General features: G+C 71.2%; 21 protein-coding genes. 12 read left to right on the forward strand and 9 right to left on the reverse strand.

Going from position 1 to position 23,337, the window contains the following annotated elements; all coding sequences use genetic code 11:
* Positions 1–5: 5 nt before the first annotated feature.
* A complete protein-coding gene (locus AC1DP3_RS00090) occupies positions 6–1,316 on the reverse strand; it encodes an MFS transporter (protein ID WP_477290714.1) in 1,311 nt (436 codons plus the stop codon).
* Between the two features lie 118 nt (positions 1,317–1,434).
* Between AC1DP3_RS00090 and AC1DP3_RS00095 the strand changes: the two genes are divergently transcribed.
* The 3 genes from AC1DP3_RS00095 (at position 1,435) to AC1DP3_RS00105 (ending at position 3,972) form a co-directional block, all read left to right on the forward strand.
* Entirely contained in the window at positions 1,435–2,106 is a 672-nt protein-coding gene (locus tag AC1DP3_RS00095) for an SDR family NAD(P)-dependent oxidoreductase (RefSeq protein WP_477290033.1), read from the forward strand.
* Between the two features lie 132 nt (positions 2,107–2,238).
* Positions 2,239–3,306: a threonine aldolase family protein gene (locus AC1DP3_RS00100; RefSeq protein ID WP_477290035.1), complete on the forward strand. Its 1,068-nt coding sequence runs from the start codon at positions 2,239–2,241 to the stop codon at positions 3,304–3,306.
* Between the two features lie 102 nt (positions 3,307–3,408).
* Positions 3,409–3,972: a CHRD domain-containing protein gene (locus AC1DP3_RS00105; RefSeq protein ID WP_477290037.1), complete on the forward strand. Its 564-nt coding sequence runs from the start codon at positions 3,409–3,411 to the stop codon at positions 3,970–3,972.
* Positions 3,973–4,050: 78 nt separating this feature from the next.
* On the opposite strand, the gene AC1DP3_RS00110 is transcribed toward AC1DP3_RS00105, so the two are convergent.
* The gene (locus AC1DP3_RS00110; RefSeq protein WP_477290038.1) at positions 4,051–4,719 is read right to left on the reverse strand and encodes an NUDIX hydrolase family protein; all 669 of its coding nucleotides are present in this window, start codon (positions 4,717–4,719) and stop codon (positions 4,051–4,053) included.
* A 67-nt stretch (positions 4,720–4,786) separates the two neighbouring features.
* Between AC1DP3_RS00110 and AC1DP3_RS00115 the strand changes: the two genes are divergently transcribed.
* The 7 genes from AC1DP3_RS00115 to AC1DP3_RS00145 all read left to right on the forward strand — a co-directional run bounded on the left by AC1DP3_RS00115 (position 4,787) and on the right by AC1DP3_RS00145 (position 14,930).
* A complete protein-coding gene (locus tag AC1DP3_RS00115; protein WP_477290040.1) occupies positions 4,787–5,449 on the forward strand; it encodes an alpha/beta hydrolase in 663 nt (220 codons plus the stop codon).
* Positions 5,450–5,733: 284 nt separating this feature from the next.
* Positions 5,734–7,566 carry an ABC-F family ATP-binding cassette domain-containing protein gene (locus AC1DP3_RS00120; RefSeq protein WP_477290042.1) on the forward strand — a complete coding sequence of 611 codons (1,833 nt, stop codon included), beginning with the start codon at positions 5,734–5,736 and terminating at the stop codon, positions 7,564–7,566.
* A 101-nt stretch (positions 7,567–7,667) separates the two neighbouring features.
* A complete protein-coding gene (locus AC1DP3_RS00125) occupies positions 7,668–7,853 on the forward strand; it encodes a PspC domain-containing protein (protein WP_477290044.1) in 186 nt (61 codons plus the stop codon).
* A gap of 46 nt (positions 7,854–7,899) precedes the next feature.
* Positions 7,900–12,777 carry an Lhr family ATP-dependent helicase gene (locus AC1DP3_RS00130; RefSeq protein WP_477290046.1) on the forward strand — a complete coding sequence of 1,626 codons (4,878 nt, stop codon included), beginning with the start codon at positions 7,900–7,902 and terminating at the stop codon, positions 12,775–12,777.
* Between the two features lie 77 nt (positions 12,778–12,854).
* Complete coding sequence (locus tag AC1DP3_RS00135; RefSeq protein WP_477290048.1) at positions 12,855–13,628, forward strand: DNA-formamidopyrimidine glycosylase family protein; 774 nt, start codon at positions 12,855–12,857, stop codon at positions 13,626–13,628.
* 112 nt (positions 13,629–13,740) lie between these two features.
* Positions 13,741–14,355 (forward strand): hypothetical protein, encoded by a 615-nt coding sequence (locus tag AC1DP3_RS00140; RefSeq protein WP_477290050.1) that lies wholly within the window; start codon positions 13,741–13,743, stop codon positions 14,353–14,355.
* A gap of 167 nt (positions 14,356–14,522) precedes the next feature.
* Entirely contained in the window at positions 14,523–14,930 is a 408-nt protein-coding gene (locus tag AC1DP3_RS00145) for a transferase (RefSeq protein ID WP_477290052.1), read from the forward strand.
* Positions 14,931–15,036: 106 nt separating this feature from the next.
* Here AC1DP3_RS00145 and AC1DP3_RS00150 read toward each other — a convergent pair whose 3' ends face one another.
* The gene (locus AC1DP3_RS00150; protein ID WP_477290054.1) at positions 15,037–15,435 is read right to left on the reverse strand and encodes a DUF1304 domain-containing protein; all 399 of its coding nucleotides are present in this window, start codon (positions 15,433–15,435) and stop codon (positions 15,037–15,039) included.
* Here AC1DP3_RS00150 and AC1DP3_RS00155 point away from each other — a divergent pair.
* Entirely contained in the window at positions 15,434–16,228 is a 795-nt protein-coding gene (locus tag AC1DP3_RS00155; RefSeq protein WP_477290056.1) for a LysR family substrate-binding domain-containing protein, read from the forward strand. The two genes, AC1DP3_RS00150 and AC1DP3_RS00155, sit on opposite strands and share 2 nt — an antisense overlap.
* Before the next feature lie 64 nt (positions 16,229–16,292).
* Complete coding sequence (locus tag AC1DP3_RS00160) at positions 16,293–17,033, forward strand: glutamine amidotransferase-related protein (RefSeq protein ID WP_477290058.1); 741 nt, start codon at positions 16,293–16,295, stop codon at positions 17,031–17,033.
* Between the two features lie 108 nt (positions 17,034–17,141).
* Here the strand turns inward: AC1DP3_RS00160 and AC1DP3_RS00165 are convergent, their stop codons facing one another.
* The 6 genes from AC1DP3_RS00165 to xylB all read right to left on the reverse strand — a co-directional run bounded on the left by AC1DP3_RS00165 (position 17,142) and on the right by xylB (position 23,137).
* Entirely contained in the window at positions 17,142–17,975 is an 834-nt protein-coding gene (locus tag AC1DP3_RS00165) for a tryptophan-rich sensory protein (RefSeq protein ID WP_477290060.1), read from the reverse strand.
* Between the two features lie 102 nt (positions 17,976–18,077).
* Positions 18,078–18,566 carry a glutaminase gene (locus AC1DP3_RS00170; RefSeq protein WP_477290062.1) on the reverse strand — a complete coding sequence of 163 codons (489 nt, stop codon included), beginning with the start codon at positions 18,564–18,566 and terminating at the stop codon, positions 18,078–18,080.
* Positions 18,563–19,762 carry a cation:proton antiporter gene (locus AC1DP3_RS00175; protein WP_477290064.1) on the reverse strand — a complete coding sequence of 400 codons (1,200 nt, stop codon included), beginning with the start codon at positions 19,760–19,762 and terminating at the stop codon, positions 18,563–18,565. The genes AC1DP3_RS00170 and AC1DP3_RS00175 overlap by 4 nt, the downstream gene beginning before the upstream one ends.
* A gap of 33 nt (positions 19,763–19,795) precedes the next feature.
* Positions 19,796–20,659 carry a transposase gene (locus AC1DP3_RS00180; protein WP_477290066.1) on the reverse strand — a complete coding sequence of 288 codons (864 nt, stop codon included), beginning with the start codon at positions 20,657–20,659 and terminating at the stop codon, positions 19,796–19,798.
* A 37-nt stretch (positions 20,660–20,696) separates the two neighbouring features.
* The gene (locus AC1DP3_RS00185) at positions 20,697–21,377 is read right to left on the reverse strand and encodes a GTP pyrophosphokinase (protein WP_477290068.1); all 681 of its coding nucleotides are present in this window, start codon (positions 21,375–21,377) and stop codon (positions 20,697–20,699) included.
* A 431-nt stretch (positions 21,378–21,808) separates the two neighbouring features.
* On the reverse strand, positions 21,809–23,137 hold the full coding sequence (gene xylB / locus AC1DP3_RS00190; protein WP_477290070.1) for a xylulokinase: 1,329 nt from the start codon (positions 23,135–23,137) through the stop codon (positions 21,809–21,811).
* Positions 23,138–23,337: the final 200 nt, after the last annotated feature.

Raw genomic sequence — 23,337 nt, forward strand, 5'->3', positions numbered from 1 at the left:
CGCACTCAGTCGGCGGCGACGGGCTCCGCCGTCTCGTACTCGGCAGACAGCGTGCGGTAGGCGCGCGTCGTGAACGCCAGGAGTGCGAGCGCGATGGTCACCAGGCCCCCGAACAGGAACACGAGCGCGATGCCGCGCGCTTCGCCCTCACCGAGGAGCCATCCCCACGTCTCTTGGCCGGCGTCGGAGTTCATGTACGGGATGATCCAGAACTGCGCCAGCGGCGCGATGATGAACGCCGTGATCGGCGCGGCCGAGGCCTCGAAGGCCTGCGCGAAGCCGAAGACGCGCCCCTGCGTCTCGTAGGGAACGACCTTCTGGATCACCGTCTGCTCGGATGCCTCGACGACCGGGATGATGCACATGTAGACCCAGATGCCGGCGGCGTACAGCCACCACCACTCCCGGATCGTGAACAGGCTGCCGACCGCGCCCATCACGATCACGAAGATCAGCATGGTGCGGATGGGGTTTCGGCCGAGACCGAACTTCGCGACCAGCGCGCCGCCGATGATGAAGCCGGTCGCTGTGATCCCGAGGATGATCCCCCACCACTCGACGGGGAAGAGCGTGAGACCGTACGGGTCCATGAGCGCCATGTAGACGCCGCCGATGAGGTTGTTGAGCGTCGAGAAGAGGATCAGCGCGAACAGCCCGCCGACGGCGCGGACGGCCCCGATGCTCCCGCGGAAGTCGATGAACGGCTGCTTCCCCGTGACTGTGGCACGCGCGTTCTCGGGGATGCGGATGAAGAGCAGATGCACGAGCGCGGCAGCGGTGAGAACGAGCGCGATGAGGAGCGTCCACCCCATGCCGAGCAGGCCGATCGCGAGCCCGCTGAAGATGCTCGTGACCATGAACGCCATGCCCTGGACCGTCCCGACGAGGCCATTCGCGTTGGCATGGCGGTCGACGGGGACGAGCAGGGTCACGGTCGTGGACAGAGCGATGTTGCGGAGGTTCTCGACGACCGCTCCGAGCAGGATGATCGTCGAGAAGATCCAGAACCACGGACCGCCGAGATCGACCAGCGCCTCCTCGCCGAGGGCCACGAACATCGCACCGGCGATCAGGAACGCGACCAGCGTGGCGAGCCCGGAGAACACCATGACCCGGTGCTTGCGGTGGCGGTCGACCACGGTGCCGAACAGCATCCCGAACAGAGCGATCAGGAGCATGTACGCGCCGCCGATGAGACCTGTCGCGAGTACCGACCTCGTCTCGAGGTATGCCCAGAACGTCAGCGCGAACCAGAGGAAGCTCGTGGTGACGTTGGCGACGGCGGTGTTGATCAGCACCTGCACGAAGACGCGCATGCCACCCGGTGGGGCGAGCGCTCCCCCGTCGATGGAACCCGACGCGTCGGTGTCTTGGGCCACTCTGCGAGGGTAGCCAGCCCCTCCGACATTCGTAACCCGGTGACAGGATGAAACCATGACGATGACGCTGCAGGGCCGCACGATCCTCCTCGCGGGAGGCACGAGTGCCGCCGGCAGGATCGCGGCGCGGACCGCTGTCGAGCGGGGCGCGCGCGTCGTGGTGGCGGGGCACGACCCTGCCAAGCTTGCGACGATCGAGGAGGAGCTGCCCGGGGTTGTGACGGAGACCTGCGACCTCACCGACGAGACAGCCGTGCAGGCTCTCGCCGAGCGGCTGCGCACGCGCATCGGCCCGGTCGACGGCATCCTGCACCTCGTCGGCGGCTGGCGAGGCGGCGGCGGTCTGGCGGGCCAGAGCGAGGAGGACTACCGCTTCCTGGAGCGCTCCCTCACGGCCCTGCGCCACGTCACCCGCGCGTTCGACGCGGACCTCCGGACATCGGATGCCGGGCGCCTCGCCATCGTCTCGTCCACTGCGCTCGCGCGCCCGCTCGCCGGCGGCGCCAACTACGCGGCGATCAAGGCGGCCTGCGAAGCGTGGACGCGCGCGGTGGCCCAAGGCTTCGCGAAGTCGGCCCGGGATGCCGGCGAACCGTTGGCTGCGGCAGCGGTCGTCTTCCGGGTGACGGCTCTCGACGGCCTCGAGCAGACCCTCGCCGACGCGTTCGCCGACTTGTGGGCGCAGGATGCGGCGGCCGTCAACGACACGGTCGTCACGCTTGCGTGAGGCTGGTCTGCACAACTCCTTCGATCTGCGCGCCGCACTGGCCGGAAATCGGTTCGTGATCCCTCTGAGAACCGAACCGACGGAGTTCTGCAGCCCGGACCGCAGTGCGGCACCGAACTAGGCTGGATCCCCGTGACCACGATCCACGACCCCAACGTCCGGGGCTTCGCGTCCGACAACTACTCCGGCATCCATCCCGAGATCCTCGCGGCGATCACCGCCGCGAACCAGGGACACCAGGTCGCCTACGGCGACGACGTCTACACGGCGCGACTGCAGGAGGTCATGGCGCAGCACTTCGGCGACGCCGTGCAGGCATTCCCGGTCTTCAACGGCACCGGCGCCAACGTCGTGGGCCTCCAGTCGATGCTCCCGCGCTGGGGCGCCGTCGTGGCCGCGACGAGCGCGCACATCAACGTCGACGAGGGCGGCGCCCCCGAGCGGGTCGCCGGCATCAAGATCCTCAACGTGCCGACCGATGACGGCAAGCTGACGCCCGAGCTCATCGACCGGGAGGCCTGGGGCTGGGGCGACGAGCACCGCGCACAGCCGCTCGTGGTCTCGATCACGCAGTCCACCGAACTCGGGACGCTGTACACGCCCGACGAGATCCGCGCGATCGCCGACCACATCCACCCGCTCGGCATGCGGCTGCACCTCGACGGGGCTCGCATCGCCAACGCCGCGGCAACCCTCGACCTGCCCCTGCGCGCCTTCACGCGGGATGCCGGCGTCGACGTCCTCAGCTTCGGCGGCACCAAGAACGGCGCCATGGTGGGCGAGGCGATCGTCGTCCTCGACCCCGACGCCTCGGCGGGGCTCACCTACCTGCGCAAGCTCGACATGCAGCTGTCGTCGAAGATGCGCTTCGTCTCGGCGCAGCTCATCGCGCTGCTCGAGGGCGACCTGTGGCTGCGCAACGCCCGCCACTCCAACGCGATGGCCCAGCGCCTTCGCGCCGGAGTCGAGGCCGGCATCGCCGACGGCTCGATCCGCGGCGTCGCCTTCACCCAGCCGACGCAGGCGAACGGGGTGTTCGCCACCCTCCCCGAGGGGGTCGCCGACCGCCTGCGCGAATCGTTCCGCTTCTACGACTGGGATGCTGCGAAGAGCGAAGTGCGGTGGATGTGCAGCTTCGACACCTCCGAGACCGACATCGACGCATTCATCGCCGCGATCGCCCGGGAGACGTCGGCCTAGCCTCCGGACCCCGACAGCGGAAGAGCCTCTCTTGCGGCCGGCCCGGCCGGCGCGTACCGTGCGATCAACCGGCAGTCCGCACACCCGAAGTGAGGATCCTCCATGCGAGCGAGCTCCCGCACGGCGATCGCCCTGGCCGCGGCGCTCGCCCTCGTCATCGGCGGCACGACCTCGGCCCAGGCCGCGCCTCGCATCCCGCTCACTCCCGGCCAGGAGGTCGGCGACGTCGAGAGCGAGGCGCACGGCTTCTTCACTTATCGCATCACCGGCGACGAGTTCTGCTGGACGCTCGATGTGTCGGGCCTCACGAGCGAGGCCGTCATGGCCCACGTGCACGTCGGCGCGAGGAACGCGAATGGTCCGGTGGTCATCCCGCTGACCGTCGAATCGTCGACCTCATTCGAGTCGGAGGGCTGCGCCACGCCGCCCGAGGATGTGCTGGCAGACCTGGCCGCACACCCCCGCGACTACTACGTCAACGTCCACACCACCCAGTACCCGGGTGGAGAGATCCGCGGCCAGTTGAAGCGGGTGAAGCAGCCGAAGGACACGGGGCAGGGTCAAGGCCAAGGCCAGGGCCAGGGCCAGGGGCAGGGCCAAGGCCAAGGCCAAGGCCAGGGCCAAGGTGCCGGGCAGGGCCACCACGGGGATCACCCGAAGAAGTAGCAGGGCTCAGGTGAGCCGCCACGGGGGCGGGAGGGCGACCGCGAACCCGACCCGCTGTGGTGGCCGGGGCATCGGTCCTCAGCGCAGGGCGCCGACGCTGGCGAGGGCGAGGCGCACGAGGGTGCCGCGTCCGCCTTCCATCTCGGCGGCGAGCGAATCGGATGCCGCCTCCTCAGGCGCCATCCACGTGACCTCGAGCGCATCCTGACGCGGCTCGCACGTGCCCGTCACCGGAACGACGAACGCGAGCGAGACGGCGTGCTGCCGGTCGTCGTGAAAGGGCGTGAGTCCCGGCATCGGGAAGTACTCGGCCACCGTGAAGGGCACGGGCTGCGGCGGCAGCAGAGGGAACGCCATCGGCCCGAGGTCGTTCTCCAGGTGACGGAAGAGGGCATCCCGCACTGTCTCGCCGTACCGCACCCGCCCCGAGACGATCGATCGAGTGATCTCGCCGACGGGGGTCGCGCGCAGCAGGATGCCGACCTGCGTCACCGCTCCCACGCCGTCGGTGCGCACCGGAAGGGCCTCGACGTAGAGGATCGGGAGACGGCGGCGCGCCTCGGCCAGCTCGATGTCGGTGAGCCACCCGGGATTCGCCGAGCTGGCGGGACTCGGCGAGCCGAACGATCCGTCACCCATCCGGTGCCCGCCCGAACCGAAGGAGGCCCCGATGCCGCCGAGGGGATCGCGGGGCGTGCCCTGATCGTCGTTCTCATTGGGGTCGGGATCAGGCGTGCGGACCGGCATCCCTCCTGTATACCCCAACTCGCCTCGGAGCCCCCGCCGTGTCGGTGCGGCCTGGCACGATGGGATCATGACCGACCCGTCGACCGAGACTCCGCACCTCGACCCCGACCTCGTGCTGTGGTCGACCGAGCCTGCGGGCCGTCCGCTCCTCGTGCTGCTGCACGGCTACGGCGCCGACGAGCGCGATCTCTTCGGCCTCGCGCCGTACCTGCCCGACGCCTTCGCCGTGGCCGCCGTCCGCGCTCCCCTCACCCTGCCCTGGCCGTCCCCCGGCTACTCCTGGTACCCGATCGAGGGACTCGAGAGCCGCGACGCGGTGAAGACGACGGATGCCGCGTCCCGCCTCCTGCACTGGCTCGATGCCGTGGCGCCCGCGCCGTCCGTGGTGGGTCTGCTGGGGTTCTCGCAGGGCGCGGCGGTCGCGCTCCAGGCGATGCGGCTCGAGCCTCAGCGGTTCGCGTTCGCCGTCAACCTCTCGGGCTACGCCACGCCCGGCGATCTTCCACGCGATGCCGAGCTGGCCGAGCGTCGTCCGCCCCTCTTCTGGGGACGCGGGACGAACGACGAGGTCATCCCCGAGTTCCTCGTGGCGCACACGGTGGAGTGGCTGCCCCGGCACGTCGAACTGAGCGGACGCGTCTATCCCGGGCTGACCCACAGCGTGTCCGAGCCTGAGCTCGATGACGTGCGCGTCTTCCTGGACAAGCAGCTCGAGGCGCTCGAGGTCTAGCGCGAGGCGGGGGACGGCATCCTTCCCCTTCACCGATCCCGTGGCTAGACTGACCAGGTCTTTGTCCCGAGTGTGAGGAATGACGTTGAAGATCGACGCGAACGCGCTGTGACCACGCGCTGATCCGTCGACCCTCGACCTGCGGCCTCAGCCGCTCTCCGGTGACCGATGCGTCTGCGCCAAGACCCGCGCTGACACGTCGATCCGCCGCCTTCCGGCCTGGGCTCCTGCCTGCGCGCCTTGCGGCCCCGCGCTGTCAGCGCACCCGCACACCGAGGACGCTCATGCACGCACGTACTTCACTCCCCTCCGTCGTCCTGGACGACATCACCTTCACGTGGCCCGACGGCTCGGTGGCGCTGACCGGCGTCTCGGGCGCGTTCGGCACCGCCCGCACCGGGCTCGTCGGACGCAACGGCTCCGGCAAGTCGACGTTGCTCCGGCTCATCGCCGGCGAGCTCCAGCCCGATCGCGGACTCATCGCGACGACCGATGTCGCCTACCTGCCCCAGCAGCTGACGCTCGACGTCGAGAGGCCGGTGGCCGAGCTGCTCGGAGTGGGGGCGGTGCTCGGTGCCGTCCGCGCGATCGAGTCGGGCGACGTGGACGCCGCGCATTTCGACACGGTCGGCTCCGACTGGGACATCGAAGCGCGCGCCCACACTGCCCTCGCCGAGGCCGGACTCGCGCCGGAGATGCTCGACCGGCGCGTGGGCGAGCTGTCGGGCGGCGAGGCGATGCTGACCGCGATCGCCGGGATCAGGCTGCGCGGAGCTGCCGTCACGCTTCTCGACGAGCCCACCAACAACCTCGATCGCGACGCGCGGCGGCGCCTTCACGACATGGTGCGCGGGTGGCGGGGAGCGCTCATCGTCGTGAGCCACGACATCGCGCTCCTCGATCGCATGGATGACACCGCCGAGCTCTATGCCAACGAGCTGTCGGTCTTCGGCGGCCCGTATTCCTCGTGGCGAGCATGGCTGGATGCTGAGCAGGGCGCGGCGCGGCGGGCCGAGCGTTCGGCCGAACAGCTCGTCAGGCGGGAGAAGCGCGAGCGGATCGACGCGGAGTCGAAGCTCGCCAATCGAGCCGCGATGGGCCGGAAGGCCCAGGCCGAGAAGCGCGTTCCGCCCATCGTGGCCGGCAACCTCCAGCGAGCGGCGCAGGTGTCTGCGGGAAAGCTCCGCACCGAGAAGGCCGACCGTGAGGCTGCCGCGCGGGCGGCGCTCGACGTCGCGGAGCGCCGGGTGCGGGACGACGACACGGTGCGCATCGACCTCCCCGACCCCGGCGTCCCGGTGGGGCGGCGGATCGCGACGATCGGCGACACCCAGCGGTCCTGGATCATCCAGGGACCGGAGCGGGTGGCTCTCGTCGGCCTGAACGGGGTGGGAAAGACGACGCTGCTCGAGCGGCTCGTGAGGGCCGAGGCGGCCGCCGGGGAGGCGCCGGGTGGAAAGAACTCAGGATCAGCGGGCGCTTTCGGCCGCGGAACAGCCACGAACGGCGGATTTAGCCTGAGCAGCTTCCGCGCCGAGGTGCAGCAGCAGGGTGGAGAAGCGGCGGCCCCACCGGTGCTGGTGGGGGAGGCGGCCGCCGGCGAGGCGCCGGGTGGAAAGAACTCAGGATCAGCGGACGCTTTCGGCGACGAGACGCGCGGGAACGGCGGATTCAGCCTGAACAGTTTCCGGGCGGAGGCCCACACCGACCGGATCGGCTACCTCCCGCAGCGGGTCGACGGGCTCGATGAGTCCGCTTCGGTGCTCGACAACGTGCGCGGGGCCGCACCGGGGGTCACGATCGGGGAGCTGCGCAACCGGCTCGCGCGCTTCCTCATCCGGGGCGATGCGGTCACCCGGGCGGTCTCCACGCTGTCCGGCGGCGAGCGGTTCCGGGTCGCCCTCGCGCGGCTGCTGCTCGCCGACCCGCCGCCGCAGCTGCTCGTCCTGGATGAGCCGACGAACAACCTCGACATCGACACGGTCGACCAGCTCGTCGACGCGCTCGCCGTATACCGGGGCGCGGTGCTCGTGGTGAGCCACGACGATGCGTTCCTCGAGCGTCTGGGCATCGACCTCACCCTCGAGCTCTCGCCGGATGGCATCCGCGAGCTCTGATGCCCCCGGAGGCCGCGGTGCCGGCCTCCGCCGCCGAGCCGGAAGACCTGCGCATTCGCGGAGGTCTTCCGGCGCAGAGGCGATCGCGCCATGATGGGCGCATGGCCGCCCTTGTTCGTCCCCGCACCGGTCGCGTCATCGGCGGCGTCTGCGCCGCGATCGCCAACCGCTTCGAGATGAGCGCGACGATCATCCGCGTGCTCATGGTCGGCTCCATCCTGTTCTTCGGACTGTCCATCGGGCTCTATCTGATCCTCTGGGTTCTCATCCCGCTCGAGTGTCCGTGAGGCGCCGCCCGGCCCCGATGTCGGCGGTGCGGGTGAAGATATGAGGATGGGCGATCGTTCGTCGGGCACCGCCACGCGCGTGCTCGAGCGGTTCGGTCCTGCGACGCAGGACTGGTTCCGCGGCGCGTTCGCTGCGCCCACGGCCGCGCAGATCGGCGCCTGGGACGCCATCTCGGCCGGCAAGCACGCGCTCGTGGTCGCGCCGACAGGCTCCGGCAAGACGCTGTCCGCGTTCCTCTGGGCGATCGACCGGATCTTCCACGAGCCGTTCGATGCGACGCCTGTGCAGGCGACGCCGGGCTCGAGGAAGCGACCGAAGCCCGATCAGAGTCAGCGCACGCGCGTCCTCTACATCTCGCCCCTCAAGGCGCTCGGCGTCGACGTCGAGCGCAATCTCCGCTCCCCGCTCGTCGGAATCGGCCAGTCCGCCCGGCGCCTCGGCATCGCGCTGCCGGAGGTGTCCGTCGGCGTGCGGTCCGGCGACACGACCTCGAGCGACCGGCGCAAGCTCGTCACGGCGCCCCCCGACATCCTGATCACGACGCCCGAGTCGCTGTACCTCATGCTCACGAGTCAGGCCGGGCAGACGCTCGCCGGCGTGCACACGATCATCATCGACGAGGTGCACGCGGTCGCGGCGACCAAGCGCGGCGCCCACCTCGCCGTGAGCCTCGAGCGGCTCGACTCGCTGCGCGAGTCGCTGAGGCCCGGCTCGGCCCCGGCGCAGCGCATCGGCCTCTCGGCCACGGTGCGGCCGATCGACGAGGTCGCCCGCTTCCTCGGCGGCGCCGCGCCTGTCGAGATCGTCGCGCCGAAATCCTCGAAGGCCTTCGACCTCCGCGTGGTGGTCCCGGTGGACGACATGCTCAACCCGCCGCCGCCACCGGGCGCCGACACCACCGGCGCAGCAGACGAGCCCTCCTCACCGTCCCCGACCGACGACGAGGACTGGTTCGCGGCCCCCCGCCCCATGCCCGAGTCCACAGAGATGACGGGGTCGCTCTGGCCCCACGTCGAAGAGGCGATCGTCGACCGCATCGTGCGGCACCGCTCCACCATCGTGTTCGTGAACTCCAGACGCCTGGGCGAGCGCCTGACCGCTCGCCTGAACGAGATCTACTCGGAGCGGCTGGGTCTCGAGCTCCCGGGGGCGACGGTCCCGGCCGGAATGATGGCACAGGCCGGTGCGACCGCGGGCGCAGGTCCGGTGCTCGCAAAGGCGCACCACGGCTCGGTGTCGAAGGAGCAGCGCGCGCAGGTCGAAGAAGAGCTGAAGTCGGGCGTGCTCCGGTGCGTCGTCGCCACCTCGAGCCTCGAGCTCGGCATCGACATGGGCGCCGTCGACCTGGTGATCCAGGTCGAGGCGCCGCCCTCCGCCGCCTCGGGGCTCCAGCGGATCGGCCGGGCCGGTCACCAGGTCGGCGAAGTGAGCCGGGCGGCCCTCTTCCCCAAGCACCGCGGCGACGTGCTCCACACGGCGATCGTGACCGAGCGGATGCTGGCCGGCCGGATCGAGGCGATCTCGGTGCCGCAGAACCCGCTCGACATCCTCGCGCAGCAGACCGTCGCGGCCTGCGCCACCGGACCCGTCGACGTCGAAGGCTGGTACGAGACGGTCAAGCGCAGCGCGCCGTTCCGCTCGCTCCCCCGCTCGGCCTATGAGGCCACCCTCGATCTGCTCGCCGGGCGGTTCCCGTCCGACGAGTTCGCCGAGCTCCGCCCGCGGGTGGTGTGGGATCGCGACCTCGGCGTGCTCACCGGGCGGCCCGGGGCCCAGCGGATCGCCGTGACGAGCGGCGGCACGATCCCCGACCGCGGACTGTTCGGGGTCTTCGTGGCCGGCGAATCGCAGAACGCCCGGGTCGGCGAGCTCGACGAGGAGATGGTCTACGAGTCGCGCGTCAACGACGTCTTCACGCTCGGCACCACGAGCTGGCGGATCGTCGACATCACCCACGATCGGGTCAATGTGGTGCCGGCCTTCGGACAGCCCGGCAAGGTGCCGTTCTGGCACGGCGACGGCCTCGGCCGGCCCGCTGAGCTCGGCGAAGCTCTCGGGGCCTTCGCCCGCGAGGTCTCGACCGCGAAGCCTGAAACCGCCGACGCGCGCCTCCGCGAGGCGGGTCTCGATGCGAACGCCCGCGGCAATCTCCTCGCCTACCTCGCCGAGCAGCGCGAGGCGACCGGGACACTGCCGACCGACCGCACGCTGACCGTCGAGCGCGGACGCGACGAGGTCGGCGACTGGCGGCTCATCCTGCATTCCCCGTACGGGATGCCCGTCCATGCGCCGTGGGCCCTCGCCGTGAACGCCCGGATCCGTGAGCGGCTCGGGGTCGACGGGTCGGCGGTCGCCAGCGACGACGGCATCATCGCGCGGATTCCGGACGCGACGGCAGAGCCGCCCGGGGCGGAGCTGTTCGTCTTCGACCCCGACGAGCTGGATCAGCTCGTCACCGAAGAGGTCGGCGGCTCGGCGCTGTTCGCGTCGCGGTTCCGCGAGTGCGCGGCACGGGCGCTCCTGCTGCCGCGGCTCAATCCCAACCGGCGCAGCCCCCTCTGGCAGCAGCGACAGCGCTCGGCTCAGCTGCTCGAGGTCGCGCGGCGGTATCCGACCTTCCCGATCATCCTCGAAACACTCCGCGAGGTCCTGCAGGACGTCTACGACGTTCCGGCGCTCCTGCGGATCGCCCGCGGCATCGGCGAGCGCCGCATCCGGCTCGTCGAGACCGAGCCGGCGCAGCCGTCGCCCTATGCCCGCGACCTCCTGTTCGGCTACGTCGGCGCCTTCATGTACGAAGGCGATTCGCCGCTCGCCGAACGCCGGGCCGCCGCCCTGTCGGTCGACCCGGCCCTGCTGTCCGAGCTTCTCGGCAAGGTCGAGATGCGCGAGCTGCTCGACCCCGGCATCATCCTGCAGTTCGAGCGCGAGGCGCAGCGCCTCGACCCCGAGCGGCGCGCGCGCGGGATCGAGGGCGTCGCGGATCTGCTCCGGATGCTGGGACCCCTCGATGCAGAGGAAGTGTCGGCGCGACTGCAGCCCGAGGCCCTCCACGACGAGCAGACCAGCGCGTCCGCGGGACGGCCCGAGGCCGTACCGAACGAGCAGACCACGGGGTTCGCGACACCCGCGGCGATCGTGCCGGACGAGCAGACCACACGGTCCGCGACCCGGGCCGAGGCTCAGGCACACCTCGATGCCCTCATCGCCGCCCGGCGCGCGATCCCGGTCACCATCGGGGGTGTCGTCCGCGTGGCTGCGATCGAAGACGCCGGCCGGCTGCGCGATGCGCTCGGCGCGGCGCTGCCCGTCGGCATCCAGACCGCCTTCCTCGATCCGCTCGCCGACCCGATGGGCGACCTCATCGCCCGGCACGCGCGCACGCACGGCCCCTTCCCGGCGGCACCGGTGGCGGAGCGCTTCGGCATCGGCGTCGCGGTCGTGCGCCAGACGCTCCAGCGCCTCGAATCGCAGGGGCGCATCGCGTCGGGGTTCTTCCTGCCCACTGCGGCCGGCGGCGGGGGCGACGACACGGAGTGGTGCGACAGCGAAGTGCTGCGCCGGCTGCGCATGCGCTCGCTCGCCGCCATCCGCGGAAGCGTCGAGCCCGTCTCGCAGGATGCCTACGCCCGCTTCCTTCCGGTATGGCAGCACATCACGCGACCGCTCGAGGGCATCGACGGCGTGGCGGCGGTCATCGAGCAGCTCGCGGGCGTGCCGATCCCGGCGAGCGCCTGGGAGTCGCTCGTGCTGCCCTCGCGCGTCGCCGATTACACGCCCGGGATGCTCGACGAGCTCACCGCGACCGGCGAGGTCCTCTGGTCGGGCCACGGCTCGCTCCCCGGCCGCGACGGCTGGATCGCCCTCCATCCCGCCGACACGGCATCCCTCGCCCTCCTGCCCGCCGAGGACGAGATCGCCCCCGGCTCGCTCGAAGCACAGCTGGTCGCGGCGCTCGCGACCGGCGGCGCCTACTTCGCCGCCCAGCTGCGGCAGCTGACCGGCGCCGAGAACGAGCAGTCGATCGTCGAGGCGCTCTGGAACCTCACCTGGAGCGGTCGCGTCACCAACGACACCTTCGCCCCGGTCCGCACTCTGCTGACGGGCGGATCCCAGGCGCACCGCGTCACCCGACGCGCCCCCCGAGCGCGGCTCTACCGCGGAGCCGCAGTGCGCGCTGTCGCGGCATCCGTCCCCCCGCGACCGCCGTCGATCGGGGGGCGCTGGTCGCTGCTGCCCGAGCCCGAGCCCGACCCGTCCCTGCGAGCCACCGCGACTGCCAGCCTGCTGCTCGACCGGTACGGAGTCGTGACGCGGGGGTCGGTGCAGTCCGAGGGCGTGCCCGGCGGGTTCGCGCAGGTGTACCGCGTGCTGGCCGGGTTCGAAGAGGCCGGGCACTGCCGCCGGGGGTACGTCGTAGAGAAGCTCGGTGCGGCGCAGTTCGCGGCGTCGGCGACGGTCGACCGCCTGCGCGAGTTCGGGCGATCGGCGGCGGACTCCGACGGAGGATCCGCGCCGCGCACGGTGGTGACGCTCGCCGCCACCGATCCCGCGAATCCGTACGGAGCCGCCCTCGCGTGGCCCGCGCTCGAGGGAGTCGGGCACCGTCCCGGGCGCAAGGCGGGGGCGCTCGTCGTCCTCGTCGACGGGAGCCTGGCGCTCTACCTCGAGCGCGGGGGCAAGACGGCCCTCGCCTTCACGGACGACGCCACGGTGCTGAGCACCGCCACCCGCGACCTCGCCGCCACCGCGCGGGCACGGCGGCTCGACACGCTGACGATCGAGCAGGTCAACGGAGAGTTCGTCTACACCTCGGGTGCCGGGCAGGCGCTGCGAGAGGCCGGCTTCGTCGAATCTCCTCGCGGCCTCACGCTGCGCAAGCTCACGGCCGGCGACGCGGCCCGCGAGGCCGCGCGTGCCTGAGCGATTCACCGAGCCCGGGTGGCGGCATCCGGAATCCGTCCCATGGAGAGCAATCGGGTGTCCACGGAGCATCAGGGATGCCTGAGGGCGACACCGTCTTCCGCACCGCGCGGCGGCTCGACGCCGCGCTGGCCGGGCGCGAGGTCACGCGGTTCGAGCTGCGCGTACCCCAGGTGGCGGCCGCCGACCTGCGCGGTGAGACCATCCACGGAGTCGCCTCCCGAGGCAAGCACCTGCTGCATCGAATCGGCGAGTGGACGCTGCACTCGCACCTGAAGATGGAGGGCGAGTGGCACGTCTATCGGCCGGGCGAGAAGTGGCGGCAGCCCTCGTTCAAGGCGCGGGCCATCGTGAGCACGAGCGAGTGCGAGACCGTGGGCTTCGACCTCGCGGACATCGATGTGGTGCCGACGCGCGACGAGGGACGCCTGGTCGACTACCTCGGCCCCGATCCGCTGGCGGACGACTGGGATGCGGCCGAGGCCGCACGCCGAGTGGGGGTCGATCACCGCCCCGTCCACGTGGCACTGCAGGACCAGCGGAACGTCGCGGGGTTCGGCAACGAGTACGCCAACGAGATCCTCTTCGTGCGCGGCATCCTCCCCACGACACCCGCGGATGAGACCGATGCCGCTGCCCTCGTCGATCTCGGAGCGCGCATGATCCGCGCGAATCGCGAGCGCCGCGACCGCACCTTCACCGGCGACGCGCGTCCTGGCCGCACGACCTGGGTGTACGGGCGCAAGGGCAGGCCCTGCCGACGCTGCGGCACGATCGTCCTCGGCGGCGAGCTCGGGGCCGACCCGACGCGCCGACGCATCGTGTTCTGGTGCCCCAGCTGCCAGCGCTGATCAGGGCCGACGCAAGGAGGGCACTCACACGCGGGAGGCGAGCATCCGGAGGGGTCGGCCGCGGGACCGATAGCGTTCTCTCCAACAGCCGCCTCGCCTGAAGGAGAGCGTCATGCTCGCTCCGCACACGTCCGTACGACGCCTGAGCGCGGTCGCCGTCACCATCGCCGCATCCGCCCTGCTGCTCGCAGGCTGCTTCCTGGGCGACATCGAGATCCCGTCGCCGACCGGCACTCTGCCCTCGCCGACGATCAGCCTGCCGTCGCCCACCTTCACGATGCCCGAGCCCACGCGCACCCTCCCCCAGCCCACGCGCACCGCGCTCCTGCCCACGCGCAGTCCCGAGCCGACTGCCGAGCCCTCTCCCACCGCCCCGCCGGTGCCGACGACCGAGCCCACTGCCCCTGTCGTGCCGCAGCCCACGGTCGCGCCCGAGCCGACGATCACCGCCGAGCCTCTGCCGACCGTCGAGCCCACCCCCACCGAATCCGCCACACCCACGCCCACACCCGCGGCGACGCCGACGCCGACGCCCACGCCGACGCTCACCGAGACTCCTTCGCCGAGCCCGACGTCGGATGCGACCGATCAAGCCACCGAACCCGCCGGGTGGGTGCCCTGGGTCGTGGGACTGGCGCTCGCGGGCCTCGTCGCGGCGATCATCTACCTGATCGCGCGACGCCCCCGGAGCAAGACCCCCGACGGGCCGACGACCCCTCAGGTGTGACCCCGCCTTCATCCTTCTCCCCCGGCTTGGCAACCCCCTTAGCGACCCGATTTTCGCGCGCGCACACTATCTCGCATGCGCGGGAATGAATTCCCGTCGGATGGGGTTATTCCATTACTTGGCGCCTGAGGTGCCGTAGTCAGCGCAAGGCGCTGCAGGAGGGGACAGTGGGCAAGAACTACATCGACATCGAGAACGACCGCGGCGAAACGCTTCGCTACCGCAAGCACGTCAACGGCCGAGGCCTCGTCGCGCACGGAGCGAGGGTTCACCCCACCGCCATCGTGGAGTCGGGAGCCTACGTCGAGCCGGGCGTGCAGATCGCCGCGGGCGCACACGTCGGGCGCGGAGTCTGGGTCGAGAGTGATGCCGTCATCGGTCCCGAAGCGGAGATCGCTCCCCACGCCCACATCGGCTTCGGAGCCGCGATCGGAGCGGGCGCGAAGATCGGCGTGCGCACGCAGGTCGGGCGTGAAGCCCGCGTCGCCGTGGGCTCGCTGATCGGCGACGACGAGACGATCGCCGATGGCGAGCAGGTCGCCACCGATCGTCGAGGACTCCGCCTGGCAGCCTGACCCTTCACCGACCGCGCGACCCCGTCCTCAAGGGAGCAATCGAGGCGTCGTCAGGCGGCCGTCCATGCGCGCGGCCACCGGCACGGGACGGGGCCGGCAGGTCACCTCAGGCGAACAGGAACAGCACGAAGCCGATGAGGGGCAGTGTCCCCTGCAGCAGCGCCGCCCGCAGATACTTCGAGCCGGTCGAGATCAGCACGAGCGCCGCGGCGACCATCGACCCCAGTGTGAACAGCACGAGGGTGCGACCCGCGACCTCCGCCACCGTGCCCGGCCCGCCTGCCCAGAACAGCGCCAGCCCGATGATCGCGCCGGCCGCGAGGAACAGGTTGTAGAAGCCCTGGTTGTAGGCCATCGGCTTGACCGCTTCGGCCGTCGCCTGGTCCGGCACCCCGAATCGCCTCCACACCGCGGGCTGCGTCCATCGGACGCTCTCCATGAGGAAGATGTAGACGTGCAGGACGGCGGCGAGCGCGGCGAAGACCGTCGCGAGGATGGCGAGCATGAAGCGAACGATATCGCCCCGCTACGCTGACGACATGGCGAAGGGCGGCGGTTCTCGGGGCGCGTCCCATCGAGGACGGAAGGATGCCGCTCCCCGACGCCCCGGCGCCGGCTCCGCGAAGCCCGTATCGAAGCGTTCGCCGCAGGGCCCGAAGAAGCCGCCGGTCGTCTTCGATGCCCCGGCGGAAGCCGTCGACCTCCCGTCGGTGTTCGTCCTCGGCGTCGTTCCCGGTGCGACCCCGGGCAAATGGATCGACGCATGGCGGGAGCGGATGCCGGACGTCGGCCTCGAGCTCCGCCCCATCGCCGTGGCCGACGAGCGTCGCGAACTGGACGGCGACCGGATCGACGCCGCCATCGTGCGTCTGCCGCTGGAGAGCGAGGGGCTGCACGTCATCCCGCTCTACGAGGAGCGCGCCGTTGTCGTGGTCGCCAGGGAATCGCACCTGACGGCCGTCGACGAGCTCGCCCTGGCCGATCTCGCGGGAGAAGTCGTCGTCGTGCCCGTCGACGACGTGCTCGCGCTCGAGGTGCCAGACGCGATCCGGCCGCGTTTCGCTGCGCCCGAGACGACCGCCGACGCCATCGCGACCGTTGCCGCGGGCGTGGGCGCGGTCATCGTGCCGATGTCGCTCGCACGACTGCATCAGCGGCGGGATGCGGCATCCGTTCCCCTGCGTGACGGCCCGCTCTCGCCGGTGGCACTGGCATGGCGCAGCGACCGCACGACGCCGCTGGTCGAGGCGTTCGTGGGCATCGTCCGGGGGCGCACCGCCAACTCATCCCGCGGCTGATCGTAGGCGACCTCGCGTGACGTCCGAGAGGCGCCGGGCAAGCCCACCGCCCTAGAATCGCGGCATGACGCGTCCGCTGCTGTATGTGTGCGTGCGGCCTCAGCAGCAGGCGGCTTCGGCGGAGTACGAGTCGTTCCAGCGAGCGACCCACCTGGACGAAGCGCAGCTCGCCCAGCACGATCTGGTCCGTGATCCCCTTCCGGCCGACGCGTTCGACCGGTACAGCGGGTTCCTGATCGGCGGCAGCCCGTTCAACACGACCGATCCGGAATCGAGCAAGACCGACGCGCAGCGCCGCCTCGAGACCGACCTCGCCACCATCGCGGGGAAGGCCGCGGATGAGCAGACGGCTGCGCTGTTCACCTGTTACGGCATCGGCGTGGTGACGCGACTGCTCGGCGGCACGGTCAGTCGCGCCTATCCCGAAGACACCGGACCCACGACCGTCGAGCTCACCGCGGAAGGCAGCGCCGACCCCATCCTGGGCGGGCTCGCGACGCGCTTCGCGGCCCTGACCGCCCACAAGGAGGGCGCCGCCACTCCTCCGCCCACCGGGGTGCTCCTCGCGACGAACGAGGCATGCCCCGTTCAGGCGTACCGGGTGGGCGACCGGCTCTATGCGACCCAGTTCCACCCCGAGCCGACCCCGAAGGCGTTCACCGAGCGGATGGCGGTCTACCGAGACGACGGTTACTTCGCGGCCCGCGACTATGAGCACATCGCCGCGCAGGTGCTCGCGGCATCCGTCACCGAACCGGTGCGGCTGCTGCGCGCCTTCGCGCGGACGTTCCGCGAAGACGGCTGATCGCGCCGGATGCCGGGCCGAGTGAACTCGGCCGGCGCCCGGTTCGGGGCCGCGTGACCCGGCTCGCCGCCGGCGCCCGGCCGCGTGACCCGGCTCGCGGCCGGCGGGCTAGGGCCGGAACCACCGGCCTCCGCGGTCGGTGCGGCGCAGGGTCAGGATGATCGGCGCGGCGATGACGACCACGGCCACCACGATCGCCGCGACGCCGATCGCGGTGCTCGCCGGCTCGCCGCTGAGGCGTCCGACCGCCAGCCACGACAGCCCCCAGGCGATGGCGAGCCCCGGGGCGAACCTGCCGCCGCTCAGCACCGCGAAGGTCACGCCGATGACCGCCACCACGACCAGGACGACGACGCCCCAGACATCGGGAGCCTCGACGTCGAATCCGGATGCCGTGAGCCACGCCGCGGTGTTGGCGACGCTCGCGAGCGTGACCCAACCCAGGTGCAGGCCCGTCGTGCCGTCGATCAGGATGGCATCGACAACGCTCTCGGCGGGCACGGCCACCGTGCGCTGGAACGTCACGGCGAGGGCTGCGGCCAGGGCGAAGATCATGAGGACCGTGAGCGGGAGGGTGCTGAACTGCGCGGTGACGAGCCACAACCCGTTCAGGACCATCGTCAGCGCGACCCACCACCCGATCGCTCGCTGACGGTCGGTCGCGCGCTGTCGCGGGAGGGCCTGCCAGACGGTGTAGGCGATCAGCAGCAGGTAGATCGCACTCCAGATGCCGAACGCCGGACGCGCAGGGGCGAGGAACGAGCCGTCCGCATCGAGGGCTCCATCCTGCAGGTTCTGCACGGACGTTCCGCCGAAGGCACCCGTCCCCACGGCGGCGGCGATGATCATGAAGCACATCGCCGAGATGACGGCGATCTGGCGCACGAGATCCGCGGGGCGGGATGCTGCGGTCACGCGCGACGGCGAGGAGGCGACTGTCATGGGAATGACACTACGAAAGCCCGTCGGCCCCCGCGCGGGCTTGACAAGCGCTGAGCACGGTCGGGCCCAGGTCCATGCCCCGCAGTCTGGTCATCGCCGGGTTCAGCCGGCGCCGAGCGGCGGCTGCGCGAGCAGCGCGATGCGCTCGTCGAGATAGCCCTCGAGCTGAACCCATCCGCCCGCTGCGCTCCAGCGGACACTGGGCACGCCGGCCTGCAGACCGAGCGGACCGGATGCCGCGCCGCCCGCGACGGCGTCGAGATCGATGGTGTGCCAGCCGACGTGCACGGTCTGGCCTTCATCGAATCCACCGCGCCGCGCCGCTCCCGCGAGCACTGCACGCTCGCGCTGCGACTCGGCGGTGAAGCCTCGTGGCGCTTCTGCCCGCGCCCGGATGATCTGGCCCGTCGACAGCACGGCGTCGTCGGTCAGCAGGAGCACGCCGAGGTGCCAAGCCGTGCCGCGGGGCTCGATACGTGTCGCCCGCGAGATGCCGAGGATGCGCCGGGGAACGACCACCTCGCCCAGCGCTTCGCGCGGGAGACCCTCGAGACGCACGCGTGCGCCGTCGAGGATCGTGGTCAGGCTCATGCCAGGTCGTCCTCGAGCGGCGCCGTGGCCGTGACGGGCTCCTGGCGCACGAGCGATCCGATGAGCGGGAACAGCAGCACCGACAGCATCCCGGCCCCCACCAGCACCGAGGCCGTCCCGCTCGTGATGATCTCCTCGTCGACGCCGATCGCGGTCACGGCGACGATGATCGGGAGCGCAGTCGCCCCGAAGAACATCACCGCGACGCGATCTCGGCGGCTGGCGTCCTGTGGCGCGGCGAGCATTGCCGGGAGCCCGCGGATGACCAGCAGCACGACGAGCAGCAGCGGGAGCACGAGCAGCAGGATGGGGTCCGCGAGCAGCGCCGCGAGGTCGAATGTCACGCCCGTGTAGATGAAGAAGACCGGCACGAGGAAGCCGAAGGCGATCGCCTCCACCTTGCTCTCCACCGCCTCACGATCCGCCTCCTTGGCGTCGCGCATGATCAGCTTCCAGACGACTCCCGCCGCGAACGCGCCCAGGAGCATGTCGAGGTCGAGCACCATGCTCACCGCGACGAGTACGGCAAGAGAGAAGAACACGACCCGGATGGCGAACTGGCCCGACGTGTGCAGCGACAGGTTGACGGCCCGGTGCAGCGCCCCCTGCGGCACCCGGAACGCCCACCAGATCGTCGCCCCCACCACGGCGATGAACAGCAGGAGGACGACCGTCGCCACACCCGGCTCGCGCCCGCCGAGGAAGAGCGAGATCGCGATGAGGGGCCCGAACTCTCCCACCGCGCCGATCGCCGAGATGGATCGGCCGAACGGGGTGTGCAGCTGGCCGTCGTCGCGGAGGATCGGCACGAGGGTGCCGAGCGCGGTCGAGCAGAGTGCGACGCCGATGACGACGGCGGCCTCGCCGGGCGCGATGAGCCAGCCCGCGAGCACGCCTGCCGCGAGACTGATGAACCATCCCCCGACGGCCCGGCGACCGGTGCGGCCCTGAAAGGCCCCGAACTCGATCTCGGATCCCGCGACGAAGAACAGCATCGCCAGCCCGAAGTTCGACAGGACGTCGACGAAGGGCGTCTCGTGCGCCCATCCGAGCACGGATGGGCCGATGATGATGCCGAGCACGAGCTCGAACACCACGATGGGCACACGCACCCAGCGGCCGAGCGCCCGGGCCAGAATGGGCGCCACCACCGCGAGGACGAAGATCAGGACGAGGGTGACGTTCTGCGGGCTCACGGGATCAGGCTAGCGATGCCGTGGGACCGCGTGTCACCGCGGGGAGCGTTCGTCGCGCTGGGCGCGGGCTCCTTCTGCCTTCTGCTGCGCCGTGCGGACCACGGATGCCGCTTCCGCTCGCTCCTCGTCCACCCGGTCGACCTCGGCATCCGCCCTCTCCGCGTCGGCTTCGAGGCGCGCCGCTTCGGCCCGCAGCTCGTCGAGCCGCTCGTGGAGGTGGTCGGCGCGCTCGCGAGCCTTGCCCAGTTTCGCCTCGACCCGTGCGAGCGTGCGCTGGGCCTCGGACTCCGCCTGCTCGGCTTCTCGGACGGCCTTCTCCGCCTCCTTGCGCGCACGACGCTCGGCGAGGTCGTCCCGAGAGGGCGCCGGGAGTGCCGGAGTGCCGTCCGGCGCACTGCCGCCCACCGCGTCGGTGAGATCGACGGCGTCGAAGCCGGTCGCCTCCAGGGGTCGGACCAGGCGGCCCGTCATGACAGCGGCGGCGGCTCCGGCATCCATCACCGCAGCGTTGATCGTCTTCTCGATGTCGTCACGCGTCGCGGGACTCACCGTCACACCGCGCTCCCCCGACAGGGCCACCGCCTGCTTGGAGAGCGCCGCCACCAGCGAACGGCGCTGTGCGCCCAGGCGGTTGAGTTCGGCCGCGTCGAGGTCGTCCTGTGCTTCGCGCAGCGCGGCGGCAAGCTCGAGGGCGTCGCCCAGCTGCCCCTCGCGCGCGAGCAGGCTGACGGCCCACGCCGCGACCCCGGGCTTGGGCAGGCGCTTGATGAGCGCCCCCAGGGCGCGCTCGGACGCTCCCGCCCGCGCATTGCGCGCCGCAGTGAACTTTGCGGGGGGCAGGGCGTACAGCTCGACGGCGATCGCGTCGAGGTCATCCTGTGCGGGAGCCTTCGGCATCCCGTTCATTCTGCCCCGCCGCGGGTCGGGTGAGGAGTCAGATCGAGACCATACGAGCCGGGCGCGGTCCGTGCAGCTCGCGGTGCAGCCGCTGCATGCGCTGGTCGAGGGCAGCGGCGGAGTGGGCGGCGTCCTTGAGCTCGGCGAGCAGGCGGGCGGGAACCTCGGTGTCGTACTTGTAGTAGATCTTGTGCTCGAGACTCGCCCAGAAGTCCATCGCGATCGTGCGGAACTGCACCTCGACGGGCACCAGCACGCGGCCGGTCGAGAGGAAGACCGGCACTTCGAGGATCGCGTGCAGGCTCTGGTAGCCGTTCGGCTTGGGCTCGGCGATGTAGTCCTTCACGCGGCGGACGGTGATGTCGTCGTGCTGCACGAGCAGGTCGAAGAGGCGATAGACGTCCGAGACGAAGCTGCAGGTCACCCGCACGCCGGCGATGTCGGTGATCTCGGCCCGGATGGTCTCGAAGTCGGGCTCGATGCCCTTGCGGACGACCTTCTCCACCAGGCTGTCGGGCGACTTCACGCGGCTGGAGACGTGCTCGATGGGATTGTACGAGTGGGTGTGCTCGAATTCCTCGCGGAGAATGCTGAGCTTGGTCTCGATCTCGCGCATCCCGAAGCCGTACTGGAGAAGAAACCGCTCGGTCTCATCGCGGAGCTCACGCAGCTGCGAGGCAGAGACTGTGAGAGACCCGTCGTCCGCGGTGATCGCCATGACGACAACCTACGCAGGCCTCCTATACGCCTGCTGTGAAGCGCCTCTTCGGCGGCAGATCGGACGCTACGGCGGTACGTCAGTGGGAGCGCCTGCAGCACGTCGGCGCGGCCCGGGCGGCACGTCGGCGGGCAGCGCCTGCACAACTCCGTCGATTCCGCGCGAAGCGTCGGGAAAACGGCCCGGAGGCCCCGTTTGCGCGCAGGATCACCGGAGTTGTGCAGACGCCTCAGCCCAGTGGCACGCGCCTCGCCTGCCGCGCGACGCCGACCGCGACGTACTTCCCTGGCTCTGGCGCCTCGACCGGCACGCAGCACCAGAGCCGAACTCCCGGGCAGCGCCTGCACAACTCCGTCGATTCCGCGCGAAGCGCCCGGAAACCGACTCGGAGGCCCGGATTGTCGCCGGATCTCCGGAGTTGTGCAGACGACTCAGGCCAACGCGACCCGCGCGGCCTGCCGGGCGGCGCCCAGCGCCACGTACTCCCCCGGCTCAGGCACCTCGACGGGCACGCCGAGCACCTGCGGTGCGATGAGCCGCACCGCCTCGGACTGCGCGCCGCCTCCCACGAGGAGCGCCCGCTCGAGCGAGACCCCGAGCCCCCGGACGGCTTCGAGGCCGGCGCCGAGCCCTGACAGCATCCCCTCCACCGCTGCCCGCGCGAGGTTCTCGCGAGTCGTCGAGGCGAGGGTCATGCCGAGGAGAGACGCCGTCGCGTCGGGAAGGTTGGGGGTGCGCTCCCCCTCGAAGTAGGGCACCAGCGAGAGTCCCCCCGCACCCGGCTGGGCCGCGAGGGCGAGCCGCGAGAGCTCGGTGTGGTCGACGCCCAGCAGCCGACCGATCGCATCGAGCACGCGTGCGGCGTTCAGCGTCGCGACGAGCGGCAGGAAGTGCCCGTCCGCGTCGGCGAAGCCCGCGACGGTGCCGGTGGGGTCGATCGTGCGCGTCTCGCTCACCGCGAAGACCGTGCCGCTCGTTCCGATCGACACCACGACGTCGCCGGGGCCCGCGCCCAGCCCCAGGGCGGCGCCGGCGTTGTCGCCGGCGCCGGGGCCGACACGGCGGCCATCGGAATCCTCGACCCACTCGAGGGGTCCGAGCACACGGGGAAGCAGGGCGTCATGACCGAGCGCGGCGACGAGCAGGTCGCGGTCGTAGCCACCCGTCTCGGGGTTCCAGTAGCCCGTTCCCGAGGCATCCGATCGATCCGTGACGAGTTCTTCGAGCACCGGGCCCCGCGGCGACTCCGCCGCCGGGCCGAAGCCGCGCAGGCGCCACGTCAGCCAGTCGTGCGGGAGCGCCACCGCGGCGACCCGCGCCGCATTCTCGGGCTCGTGGTCGCGCAGCCAGCGGAGCTTGGTGATCGTGAAGGAGGCGACCGGGACGAGGCCGGTGCGCTCGGCCAGGGACTGGGCACCGAACTCGGCGATGAGGTCGCTCGCGGCACCCGCCGAGCGGGTGTCGTTCCAGAGCAGAGCGGGACGGATGACCCGGCCCTCCTCGTCGAGTGCGACCAGCCCGTGCTGCTGCCCGCCGATCGCCCAGGCCGCCACGTCGTCGAGCGCGCCCGCGCCGTTCGCGAGCCCCCGCGCCGAGTCCCCGAGGGCGGACTGCAGTGCGATCCACCAATGAGCGGGATCGACCTCCGTGCCGTCCGGGTGCGACGCGCGCCCCTGGCGCACGACGGCGCCGGTGGCGGCATCCGTGATCACGACCTTGCAGGACTGGGTCGACGAGTCGACTCCCATGACGAGGACCATGCGTTCTTCTCCCGAGTCGGGGCGACCATGTCCCACTTTCCACCGCACCGAGCAGGCTCAGGCGACAGAAAGTGGGACACGGTACGGAGGGATGCCGGGCGAACCCAACGGTGCAGCAACCATGTCCCACTTTCCACCGCACCGAGCAGGCTCAGGCGACAGAAAGTGGGACACGGTATGCAGGGATGCCGGGCGAACCC

The organism is Microbacterium sp. P5_B6 (assembly GCF_056400345.1).